The sequence below is a fragment of the uncultured Chitinophaga sp. genome (assembly GCF_937874145.1).
Classification (GTDB): domain Bacteria; phylum Bacteroidota; class Bacteroidia; order Chitinophagales; family Chitinophagaceae; genus Chitinophaga.
In genome coordinates this window covers 1-11,317 of the sequence record NZ_CALNBI010000322.1, presented here as the reverse complement: position 1 = coordinate 11,317, position 11,317 = coordinate 1, and the positions used below count along the sequence as shown (strand labels likewise).

The following is an 11,317-nucleotide window of genomic DNA, read 5'->3' as shown; positions in this document are numbered from 1 at the left end:
GGCCGGCATGGTAACGAAAGTAGAGGAAGCCTTACAGTAGTTTGGCGCGAAATTGGATAAGGCAATACAACAGCTTAAAATCCGTTTTAAAAACATGTTTAACCAACGTTATTGCAAGATCCTTTTTATCGCCGCCGCCGTTATGACCGCTTCCCAGGCCTCGGCATGCAGCAAATCCGTGTCGGGCAGCGCCTCGGCTACTGAACGCCCTGTACGCAGCGAAGCCAGCATGGAGGAGGATATCCTCTTCTTCGTGAACAAATTCCGCCGTACCAAAGGGCTGAAGCCCCTGGCGCTCAACAGCGTCCTCAGCAAAGAGGCGCGCGGGCACAGTAAGGCCATGGCCAGCGGGAAAACCGGTTTCGGGCACGAAGGTTTCGAATCCCGGATAGATGATATCTCCAAATCCATCGGCACCGTCCGCGCCGCGGCCGAAAACGTAGCTTACGGCAACCTCAGCGCGGAAGCCGTGGTAGACGGGTGGATCAAAAGCCCCGGCCACCGCAAGAACATGCTGGGCGATTTCAACCTCATCGGCATCGGCACGGCTAAAGGCAAAGGGAACATCGTTTTCTTCACCCAGATATTCGTCAACAAACCCGCCCCACAGGCGAAAAAATAAAGCTTACTAACTCTTATTCGGCAGCGGTTTCCCAGGGCAGGGGAGCCGCTGTACTTTTTTACCCCTGCCGGACGAATTTTTGCCGTAATTTGGCGCCATGGAAAAACGCAGGATTATCGAAGTGAGGGACCTGGTGAAAACCTACGGGGATTTCACTGCCGTAAAAGGGATCAGTTTCGATGTGTATGAGCATGAAGTCTTCGGGCTGCTGGGCCCCAACGGCGCGGGTAAGTCCACCACGCTGGAGATCATTGAAACCCTCCGCCAGAAAACATCCGGCAGCGTGATGGTGGCCGGCATCGACCTGGATAAGGACCCGGAAGCCATCAAGCAGATCATCGGCGTGCAGCTGCAGACCTCGGGCTATTACCCGAACCTCAACCTGGTGGAACTGATCGAAATGTTCGGCGGCTTGTACAACCAACCGGTAGACCCCATGGCACTGCTGCGGGAATTCAACCTGGAAGACAAGGCGAAAGCCAAATACAAAGCGCTTTCCGGCGGCCAGAAGCAGCGTTTCTCCATCGCCACCACCCTCATCAACCGCCCCCGCATCATTTTCCTGGACGAGCCCACCACCGGCCTCGACCCGCAGGCGCGGCGCAACCTCTGGACGCTCATCCAGCAGGTGAGAGCCAACGGCACCACGGTGGTGATCACCACGCATTATATGGACGAAGCGGAGTTCCTGTGCGATCGCTGCGCGATTGTAGACAGCGGCCGCATCATCGCCATCGATTCCCCCGACGCGCTGATCGACCAATTGGTAGCGGGCGGTTTCGAAAGAAAGAAAGAAGTGAAGAAGGCCAGCCTGGAAGACGTGTTCATCCACCTGACCGGGAAGGATTTGCGGGAAGACTGATTATTCGTCAACAAGCATATCGCGCGCTATTATGGAAGATTTACGCTATCCCATCGGCCATTTTCAACCGCCGGCCATCATCACTGCGGATCATCGCAAACGCTACATCAACGACATCCGGCACCTGCCGTCGCTCATTGAGCTGGCGGTGCAGGGGCTCGACGAGCACCAGCTGCAGACGCCTTACCGCCCCGGAGGGTGGACGGTGGTGCAGGTGGTCCACCACCTGGCGGATTCGCACATGAACGGCTTCACCCGGCTGAAGCTGGCCCTCACGGAAGACAATCCCACCATCAAGCCCTACGACGAAGCCGCCTGGGCCGAACTGCCCGACGTACAATATACACCCATCAACATATCCATCACCCTGCTCCACGCCCTTCATGCCCGCTGGGCAGCCGTGCTTGAGCATATGGAAGCGCGCCATTGGGACCGGACCTTTTTCCATCCCGGCAACAATGCTTCCAATACGCTGGCAAAACACCTGGCCAATTACAGCTGGCACGGGCTGCATCACCTGGCGCATATCGAAAAATTGAAGGAAAGGGAAGGGTGGACATAAAACCATATTGATTTTGAACTGGAAACTATTGCAATCGGAGTACCTGTTCCGCGAGCCCTGGCTCACGGTAAGGAAAGACACATGTGAAACGCCGTCCGGCGTATTGGTACCGTCTTATTACGTGCTGGAATACCCGGACTGGGTGAACGCCATGGCGATGACGGAAGACGGGAAAGTGCTGCTGGTGCGGCAATACCGCCATGCTATCGGGAAAGTGCTGCTGGAAATCCCCGGCGGCGTGATCGATGAAGAAGACGCATCTCCGGAAGTGGCCATGCGGCGGGAACTGCTGGAAGAAACGGGATATGCTTTCGATGAAATGCATTTTCTTGGCGTAGTTTCCCCGAACCCTTCCATCAATACCAACCTCACGCATATGTACCTGGCTACGGGCGGGAAGAAGGTGCAGGAGCAGGCGCTTGATTTCAACGAAGAGATCGACGTGGAAACTGTGACGGTGGAAGAGTTGGAAAAGCGTTTGAAGAATAACGAATTCCTGCAGGCGCTGCATGCCTCTTGCCTTTTTTACGGACTGATGAAGTGGAAGGAATTGCAGGCGGGTAAATAAAAACAAAAAGGGAGCTCCATACGGTGCTCCCTTCTTGATGATGCAAATTTCATTATAGCTGCGGCACATCGCCCACGATGAAGCAGCTGCCGCAAACGAGGATCATATCGTCTTTACCGGCAACGGCCTGCGCGGCTTCGAAAGCGGCGGGGACGGTGGGGTATGCGTTACCGTGGAGCCCTTCCCTGGTGGCCATTTCGAGCAGTTCGGTTTCATCCAGCGCGCGGGGGATCTGGGCGCGGGTGAAGTAATACGTAGCGCTGGACGGCAGGAGCCGCAGCGCGGCGGGCACATCTTTATCCTTCACGAAACCCGTCACGATATGGAGTTTTTCGTACGTTACCAGTGCAAGCTGTTCCAGGATGGCACGGATGCCGGCTTCGTTATGGCCCACATCCAGCACGGTGTACGGATGCCGCGCCACTACTTCCCATCGGCCGCCGAGGCCGGTCAGCCTTTTCACATTCGCCAATCCTTTCTCCACTACTTCCTGCGTCAGGTTATAGCCTTCCTGGCGGAGGATGTTCACCCCGGCCAAAACGCCCAATAAGTTCCTTTCCTGGTAATGCCCCGGCAGATCGAGGCGGAAAGTGGCTTCGGGCTCACCGGCGTTGGATGCCACGGTAACAGTGAGTATCTCCGGTCCGGCATCGCTGCCGGTGACAGTGTATTGCTGGTCGGCGAATAATATCGGTGCGTTGTGCAGGTCCGCCACTTCCCGGAAAATACCTTCCGGCCCGGCCTGCGTTTCGCTGATCACCACGGGGGTATCGGGTTTGATGATACCGGCTTTTTCCCGCGCGATCAGCTCCGGCGTGTTGCCTAAAATATGCGTGTGGTCGAGGCTGATGTTGGTGATGATAGACAGCAGGGGGGAGATGATATTGGTGCTGTCGAGCCGTCCGCCCAGTCCCGTTTCGATAATCGCGATATCGATCCCTTCTTCCGCGAACCATTGGAATGCCATGGCCACGGTCAGTTCGAAGAACGAGGGCTCGATGGTTTCCACGTGCTGTTTCATGTCGGCGGTGAACGATACCACCCTTGCTTCGGGGATCATTTCGCCGTTGATGCGGATGCGCTCGCGGAAATCGTGGAGGTGCGGGGAAGTGTACAGGCCCGTTTTGTAGCCGGCCGACTGGAAGATGGCGCTCAGCATGTGGCTGGTGGAGCCTTTGCCGTTGGTGCCTGCAATATGGACGGACGGGAACTTGTCTTCCGGGTGCCCGAGTATGCCGCAGAGCAGGCGGATGTTAAGCAGGTCGTTTTTCAGCGCGGAATCACCCACTTTGCTGAACATGGGGAGACGGCTGAATAAGTATTCGATCGTTTGCTGATAGTTCATTGGTTACCTCGCTATATAGTCGGGCAGCCGATGTTGTGCCGGCGTTTGCGGTACGTACCGTCGCTGCCCTTGTCCCACGACCATTTGCCTAAACGGATGGGAACTACGCGCAAAGCTACGAATACATCCGCATGATTGAGCATCTGGCGGGAGAGGTTGGAGAAGAGGGAAGCGGACCCGATCACAAGGGGGCCCGCGCGCAGCGCAAAGCCTGCGTCGGCCTGCCCGAAGCGGTTCACGGAAATCGGCAGGTACAGCCCCAGGTTCTTCAGCTCGAAACGGGGCGTAATGAGGAACTGCGTGAGGGCGTTGGTTTTGTTATCGTCTTTCTCCCCGCCGTTCAGCGCCACAGTAGCGCTCGCACTCAGGAAAAAACGGCCGTTGAGGTTGATGTCGCCGAACATATTGAGCGATGTAGGGAGATTCATATAATATGTGTCGTCATTCTCCAGCGGCGTAAACATCGTTGCGATCCGGGTGGCGTAGCGGCGCATGCTTTCGTTGCGCTGCTTGTTCAGGGAACGGACGAGCACATTGTCCGCCGTAACGTCGAGGTTAGCCGAAGGGACTGATTTCCGGTACGACATGCCCCCGATATCTACGATCGACACGCCGAAGCGCGCCTTCCAGGTGTCGGCATCTGGGTTCCAGTCGGGCCCGCCTTCGTGCATGCTGCCGAAGCCGTCGTTATCCGGCCGCCATTCGTAAACCACACCCACGTCCAGCCCGATGCCGGGGTTCTGGAATGGGCTGTACACCGATGACCAGGAATCCTGGCTGGTATATTCGTCCAGCTCCTCGTTATAGCCGTAATGTACGCGGCCGCTGTTGATATCGGCGAGCTGGGTGGTGTTGAAGGTGAACGATGCATCGCGGACCACGGTATAGGCGGAGGCTTGTCCGCCGAGGTATTTCAACGAGATCCCTGCCTTCCAGCGGTGGTCGCCTTTGTCTTTGATGACGCGGGCGTAGCTGAGCGCGAATTCGTTCCAGGCGTTGCCGTTGCCCGCGGCGTATTTCGAAACGAAGTTGCGGTCGGTGAAGCGGGGATTCGGATAGTTGAGGGCGAAGAAGTTGGCGATCGGCGTTCCCATCCCGCCGGCGTTGGCCGATCCGCGGATGCGCCAGGTGAAGGCGACGGATTGCTTTTCGTCGATGGAATAAAGGACGGAAGGCAACATCACATCAGCACTGCCCCAGCCGTATTGTTTGCGGGTGGCGTTGGTGTCTGGGATATAATCGACGTTCCTGACCATTTTTTCCTGGCCGGAAAGGAGTGATGATTTAACGAAAGAATAATACGTGTTGCCGGCTTTTACATCCGCCCCGATGATGTTCACATCCCATTTATACCTGGATCCTGCAGCGAGGGCCGGGTTGAAGGGTACGGCATGAACGCCTGCGAACTGGCTGGTGTGATAGCCCGGAAAGACCTGCGCCTGCGCCGGGATAGCGGCGATCAGGCACACGAAGAGATATCTGAGGCGTTTTTTTCGCATAGAATAGTCGTAAGGTATAGGTAATAACGTGAAAAGCCGGGAGATATTTCCGGGCTGTCGTTATTGCGGCTTGAAATAGAACCGGATGGTGCCAAACTGCTCTTCGGGAGCTTCCTGGCTGGCGTTGTACTTGATGCGCATGGCGGCTTCCCGCGCGATGCGGATTGCGGCGGCGTTGGAGATATTGGAACCTTTGAGGCTGTGCGTGGCGCTCACCACGTTGCCGTTACGGTCTACTTTAATGTTGATAGCGACATATCCCGTTTCGTTACCATCCCATTCCACGGAAGGGCGGCCCACGAGGTTACGGCCGTTCAGCCGGAAGTCGGATGCGCCGCGGCCTGCTCCGGGCGTGCCGGTATAGGCGCCGCCATTGGGGCTGCCGCCGATGACGCCACGGTCGCCGGGCCGGCCGGTATTGCCTTCGCCCTGGGAATTGTTGGAGCCATCCGCGCCGTTGCCGCTATTGGCGGCGTTGCCGGTGCCTCCTGTGAAAACGGCTTTAGGCTTGGGCTTCGGTGCGGGGGGAGCGGGCGTGGGCGGCGCCACGGCTTTGGGCTTGGGAGCTTTCTCGGGCTTGGGCTCGAGCGTTTTGGCTATTTCTTTCGGTTTGATGTTTTTCGGTTTTACCGGCTGCTTCACCACTTCGGGGGCATCGGCCTCGTCGGAAGTGGCCAGCTCCTGGGAATTGCCGTTGTCGGCCGGAGCGGCGGGAGCGGGTTGCGGGGCGGAGGGGACAGGCTGTGCGGCCGCGGGCGGGTTGGGATTGAGCGGCTGTTCGTCGCCCATACCGTCGTCGGACGTGCCGAGGTTCACTTCGATGCCCATGTCCTGGTCGGGCAGGGGCGGCGGCACGTTAAGGCTTACCATCAGCAGCGCTACTAACAGCAAGGCATGAACGCCGATAGTGATACCGGCGGCTTTTATATTTTTGGATTTGTTCTGCTCTGTCATCTTGATCCAAAGTTAAACTTTTTTTTCAGAGGGGGAAACCCGCTTTCCGGCTGCAAATACCCTGCCGCGCCTGTCATTTACCAACGCTGTTTGTCATTTACAGGCTGGTAAATGTAAGGAAGGGGTGTAATTTGCGGGGCATTATGTTCGACAAGACAATTTCCTTATATAAGAGCGCTTACGGGGGCATTCCCCGGAAAGTCTGGCTGCTGGCTACTGTGCTGCTGATCAACCGCGCCGGGGCCATGGTGATCCCGTTCCTGACACTTTACCTCACTACGCAGCTCCATTTTTCGCTGGAGCAGGCGGGGATCGTGATGACGGTGTACGGGGTGGGCTCGATCCTGGGAGCGCTGGTGGGCGGGAAATTGTCGGATACGATCGGTTTCCACCCGGTGCAGTTCTGGAGCCTGGTGCTGCACGGGTTGATGTTCGTGGTGCTGGGGCAAATGCATACTTTCGTACAGTTTGCGGCCGCGGTATTCGTGCTGGGCCTTGTGGGCGACGCTTTTCGTCCGGCGAACTTCGCGGCCGTAGCGCATTACAGCGACGCGGGATCACGCCTGCGCTCCTATTCCCTGCTCCGCCTGGCGTCGAACCTGGGCTGGGCGGTGGGGCCTGCAGTGGGAGGGATGCTGGCTTATGTCAGTTATGAACTCCTCTTCTTTGCCGACGCCACTTCCTGCCTGGTAGCGGCGTTGTTGCTGAAGTTGTTCCTGCGCCCTGGCAAAACGGCGGAAAGCATCGTGCATAAAGCCCCCGAGACCGGGAACGCCACTTCTGCCTACCGCGACAAGCTTTACCTCTTCTTCATCCTGCTGGTTACTTTTAACGCCGTCTGCCTCTTCCAGATGTTCAATATCGTGCCCGTATATCTTAAAACGGTGGTGCATATGCCGGAAAACCTCATCGGCCTGGCGATTTCCTTTAACGGGGTGATTATTGCGCTGGTGGAAATGATCCTGGTGTTCAAGCTGGAGAACCGCCGGGCCAACGAGTACTACATCTGCATCGGTGCGGTGTTCATGGGGCTGGCTTATATCGTCTTCAATTTCTTCCCGCCGGTGGCGGCCGTGGCATTCATCCATATCATCCTGTTCTCCATTGCAGAAATGCTGACGCTGCCGTTCATGAACAACATCTGGATCCACCGCGCCCAGGCCCACAACCGCGGACAGTACGCGGCACTGTATACCGTCGCCTTCTCCGCCGCCACGATCCTCGCGCCTACGCTGGGCGCGTTCGGGGTGGAGAATTTCGGGTACAATAAATGGTGGTACGCCGTAGGCGGCATCAGCGCGCTGACCTTCATCGGATTTTACTGGCTGCTGGTGCGCAAATCCTTCTCCAAACCCGCCGAAACGCCCTCGCAGCCTGCGCCGGAAACGCTGGTGCCGCAAGAGGCCTGACAATTTCATACCCGATGCAACGTAAAAAAGCCTTCACTCCATTGGAGCGAAGGCTTTTTATTATGCGGTGTGAAAAGCTATACGTGTGCGAAATCCGCTTCGTAGTTGCCTTTGATACGTTCCATGGGCGGGTTGTAATACCCGAATTTCACCTCGGGGAATTCGTCGCGGATGAGCTCCATGAGCTGTTTGATGCCCAGCACGTCGCCCGTTTCGGTGACGCCGATTTTGCCGAGGTACCAATCCGGATCGATGTTGAAGTTCCGCCACTGGATCATGTTCAGCCCGGTTTCACGGATGACGGTGCGGAGGGCTTCGTATTCCTCCACGGTGTCTGTCATCCCCGGAAACACGAAATAGTTGATAGACGCCCAGCCGCCGTGTTCCCGCACCACCTTGATGCTCTCCAGGATATCGGAGAACTGGTAGTTGTTGGGGCGGTAATACGGTGTGTAAATATGTTCGCGAACGGAGTTGAGGCTCACTCGGATGCTGTTGAGGCCTGCCTTGCAGAGCTCGCGCACTGCATTGGGTTTGCTGCCGTTTGTGTTGATGTTGATGCTGCCTTTGTCGGTGTGCTTGCGGATCTCGAGGATCGATTCGCGGATGGTTTCCCACATCAGCAGCGGCTCGCCTTCGCAACCCTGCCCAAAGCTCACGATCGGGTAAGGCGCCGATTCCAGGTGCGGAACCGTGAATTCCACGATCTCTTCGGCCGTGGGCTTGAAGGTAAGGCGGTCCTGCGTGGATACGATGGTCTCGTCTTCCGGCTGGAACGAAATGCAGCCGATGCAGTTGGCGTTGCAGGCGGGGGAAGAGGGGATCGGGCATTCCCAGCGGCCCATGAAGTAGTTCCGGGCGGCGGGACAATGATACGTCAGCGCGCAGTTGTTCGCCAGGTGCTGGACCAGGCGGTTGTGCGGGTAGGCGGTGATCATGTCTTCCACGCCGGATTTCACTTTATTGTCGCTGAACCCGCCGCATTCCTGCCGGATATCCTGCTCGATGCGCACCGCGGGCACGTAGAACTTCTCGTTATGCCAGCCGGCCGCTGTGTAGCAGAACAGCGGGAGGGTGGGCGCGTCGGGGAGGGTTTCGTAGGCGGCGAGGTAGAAGCCGGTATGTGCGGGCGGGATGAATGCCGCTACGGCCCATCCTTTTTCGCAGAGGCGCATTTCGCCGGTCTTCACATCGATACCGATGCCCCGGCGGCCGGGAAGCTCGTATAGGTTGCCTCCCTCGGGGAGCTCGATCCATTCATCGTCGGGGATGGGAAATGCGTCCCAGCCGCTGCGGCCTACAACATACAGCGAGGTGTCCTCGAAAATGTTGCCTTTGCCGTCTGAATACATTATATAAGGAGAAACGTTCATGTCAGCTTAGATTGAAAAAATGCATTGATCTCCGCCGTCTGCGCCGGGGAGTATTCGTCGAGTACATCCAGCTGGAGGACTTTATTGCTCCTGAAATCCAGCGTCAGCAGATCATTCCGCAAAACTACGTTATTCATTTCGTTCCATCTGAAAGCCTTCTTACCGAACACGGTAGGCAGGGTGATGCCCGTTTCCCCGATTTCCGCGTACGCCGGTTGCATGATGCGGTATTCCGCATAGGCCGTATAAGCCACGCCGAGCCCCGCCAGCAGGAGGGTGCCGCCGATAATGGGCTGCATGTGCGAAAGGAAGAAAAGGCTGCCGCTGAAGAGGGTAAACACCTGGAGTAGCCGCAATACCGAGTTGGTTTCCGACATCTTGCGCATTTTGCGCATCATGAAGGGGAAAGCCAGGCTGGCGGTGCCCAGTGCGATGAACAGCAGGGCCATAAGCCAGTTGGGATCTTCCATTTTATAGACGCCGATGACGTTGAACAGGAACAGGATGCCGATCATGCCGTGCATGACGGGCTGCATGCGCAGTTTGGTAATGGCGTTGGGATGGAGGATGCGGAATTTATGCATTGGATTTAACCATCAGGTTACACAATTTGAAAAGGATGCGCGCGCCTACGTTGGCGTCCCACTCGTCGAGCCCGGCGCTAACTTCCACCAGGTCGAAGCCGATAATGGTGCGCCCGCTTTCAATCACGCGGCGGAAGAGGTAGTACACCTGCTGGGCTTCGAGGCCCCCGGGCACCGGGGTGCCGGTATGCGGGCAAAGCTTCGGGTCCAGGCCATCGATATCGAAAGAAATATGCACCTGCTGCGGCAATTGCTGGATGATGTCGTCGCAAATGCTCTTCCAGGCCTCGCCTTCGTACATGCGCTCCTTCATGTCATGGTCGAAATACGCCGAAATACGGCCGCCGCTGTTGCGGATCAGGTCCAGTTCCCCTTCGCAGAAGTCGCGGAGGCCCACCTGCACGAGCTTTTTAAGCTGCGGCACTTCCTGCAGGGCATTGTACATGATGGAAGCGTGGGAATATTTGAAGCCTTCGTAACTGTCGCGGAGGTCGGCATGCGCATCGATCTGCAAAATACCGAAATCGCCTTTATGCTCGCCGATGGCCCGGAAGAAGCCCAGGGGGGTGGAGTGGTCGCCCCCTATGAGGCCTACCAGCTTCCCTTTGGCAAGGAGGTTTTTGGTCTGTTCATACACCCAGGCGTTCATTTTCTCCGTCCCTTTGTTCACATCTTCGACCGAGCGGCGCATGAAGTCGTTGTCGTTCACGTCGCCGCCTTCGGCGAGGAATTTCAGGTACAGCTCGGCTTCTTTGCGGAGGTAGTCGCTGCGGAGCAGCAGCTGCCGGTCGCAGTCGCGCATGAAAAAGCCCTGTTTCCAGCCGTCGGTGCCGGTGTCTGTATCGTACAGGTCCACCTGCAGGGAGGCTTTGAAAATGTGTTCCGGCCCGCGGGCTGTACCGTTGTTGTAGGACACCGTCACTTCCCAGGGCACCGGCAGGAGCACCAGCCGGGCGTCGTCCTCCCCGAAAGGCAGTCCGAATATGTTATTGGACAGCAGGCCGGGGGAGTTGGGATCAAATTTCGAGAGATCAGCCATGATAAATCAGTACTTAGCGTATTTCCGCGCAAAGGTACAGGTAAAAATTGGTTCCGGGAGGGGGAAACCTGACGAATATCAGGCCCCCTGAACGGGTTTTTTGGCTACCTTTGTCCACGATTAATCTGGTAAGGATGAAGAAGACAAGTATTATTCTGCTCGTAGTTATTGCGGTTTGCGTGGCTGGCATGGTTATGATGGTAGGTGATTTCAGCACCTATGAGACTTTCGCCACCGCCCGTAAGAAGGAAGGAAAGGAAATTCACGTGATCGGCGCGCTCGACAGCACAAAGTCCGTAATCTACGATCCCGCCAAAGACGCCAACTATTTCAGCTTTCACATGAAAGACAAAAGCGGCGAAATCAGCCGTGTCGTATTCTACGGCACCCGGCCCACCGACTTCGAGAAATCCACCGAACTGGTACTCACCGGCCGGATGGTGGGCTCTGAGTTCCAGTGTACAAAGATCCTTATGAAATGCCCGTCCAAATACAAAGAC

Annotated in this window: 12 protein-coding genes; 6 read left to right on the top strand and 6 right to left on the bottom strand. The window is 56.9% G+C overall.

Going from position 1 to position 11,317, the window contains the following annotated elements:
- The first annotated feature begins 94 nt into the window (after window positions 1-94).
- The 4 genes from Q0510_RS15625 (at window position 95) to Q0510_RS15610 (ending at window position 2,614) form a co-directional block, all read left to right on the top strand.
- The gene (locus tag Q0510_RS15625; protein WP_298713734.1) at window positions 95-622 is read left to right on the top strand and encodes a CAP domain-containing protein; all 528 of its coding nucleotides are present in this window, start codon (window positions 95-97) and stop codon (window positions 620-622) included.
- A gap of 97 nt (window positions 623-719) precedes the next feature.
- Window positions 720-1,484, top strand: coding sequence for an ABC transporter ATP-binding protein (locus Q0510_RS15620; RefSeq protein ID WP_298713731.1), 765 nt, complete (start codon window positions 720-722; stop codon window positions 1,482-1,484).
- A 31-nt stretch (window positions 1,485-1,515) separates the two neighbouring features.
- Window positions 1,516-2,046, top strand: a complete 531-nt coding sequence (locus tag Q0510_RS15615; RefSeq protein ID WP_298713728.1) for a YfiT family bacillithiol transferase — start codon at window positions 1,516-1,518, stop codon at window positions 2,044-2,046.
- A gap of 13 nt (window positions 2,047-2,059) precedes the next feature.
- Window positions 2,060-2,614, top strand: a complete 555-nt coding sequence (locus Q0510_RS15610) for an NUDIX hydrolase (protein ID WP_298713726.1) — start codon at window positions 2,060-2,062, stop codon at window positions 2,612-2,614.
- Between the two features lie 52 nt (window positions 2,615-2,666).
- Here Q0510_RS15610 and Q0510_RS15605 read toward each other — a convergent pair whose 3' ends face one another.
- Genes Q0510_RS15605 through Q0510_RS15595 form a run of 3 tightly spaced genes read right to left on the bottom strand, consistent with a single transcriptional unit; the run spans window position 2,667 to window position 6,412 of the window.
- Window positions 2,667-3,959, bottom strand: coding sequence for a folylpolyglutamate synthase/dihydrofolate synthase family protein (locus Q0510_RS15605; RefSeq protein WP_298713724.1), 1,293 nt, complete (start codon window positions 3,957-3,959; stop codon window positions 2,667-2,669).
- Between the two features lie 11 nt (window positions 3,960-3,970).
- Entirely contained in the window at window positions 3,971-5,458 is a 1,488-nt protein-coding gene (locus Q0510_RS15600) for a DUF5723 family protein (protein ID WP_298713721.1), read from the bottom strand.
- Window positions 5,459-5,518: 60 nt separating this feature from the next.
- Window positions 5,519-6,412, bottom strand: coding sequence for a hypothetical protein (locus tag Q0510_RS15595; RefSeq protein ID WP_298713718.1), 894 nt, complete (start codon window positions 6,410-6,412; stop codon window positions 5,519-5,521).
- Window positions 6,413-6,555: 143 nt separating this feature from the next.
- Here Q0510_RS15595 and Q0510_RS15590 point away from each other — a divergent pair, with 143 nt between their 5' ends.
- Complete coding sequence (locus Q0510_RS15590) at window positions 6,556-7,821, top strand: MFS transporter (RefSeq protein ID WP_298713715.1); 1,266 nt, start codon at window positions 6,556-6,558, stop codon at window positions 7,819-7,821.
- A 77-nt stretch (window positions 7,822-7,898) separates the two neighbouring features.
- Here Q0510_RS15590 and Q0510_RS15585 read toward each other — a convergent pair whose 3' ends face one another.
- From Q0510_RS15585 to Q0510_RS15575, 3 genes are read right to left on the bottom strand one after another with little or no spacing between them, the layout of a single operon-like run.
- A complete protein-coding gene (locus Q0510_RS15585; RefSeq protein ID WP_298713713.1) occupies window positions 7,899-9,194 on the bottom strand; it encodes a radical SAM protein in 1,296 nt (431 codons plus the stop codon).
- Window positions 9,191-9,778 carry a hypothetical protein gene (locus Q0510_RS15580; RefSeq protein WP_298713711.1) on the bottom strand — a complete coding sequence of 196 codons (588 nt, stop codon included), beginning with the start codon at window positions 9,776-9,778 and terminating at the stop codon, window positions 9,191-9,193. Before Q0510_RS15580 ends, Q0510_RS15585 begins: the two co-directional genes overlap by 4 nt.
- The gene (locus Q0510_RS15575; protein ID WP_298713709.1) at window positions 9,771-10,817 is read right to left on the bottom strand and encodes an agmatinase family protein; all 1,047 of its coding nucleotides are present in this window, start codon (window positions 10,815-10,817) and stop codon (window positions 9,771-9,773) included. The genes Q0510_RS15580 and Q0510_RS15575 overlap by 8 nt, the downstream gene beginning before the upstream one ends.
- 134 nt (window positions 10,818-10,951) lie before the next feature.
- Between Q0510_RS15575 and Q0510_RS15570 the strand changes: the two genes are divergently transcribed.
- The coding region (locus Q0510_RS15570) for a cytochrome c maturation protein CcmE (protein ID WP_298713705.1) at window positions 10,952-11,317 on the top strand (366 nt) is incomplete at its 3' end.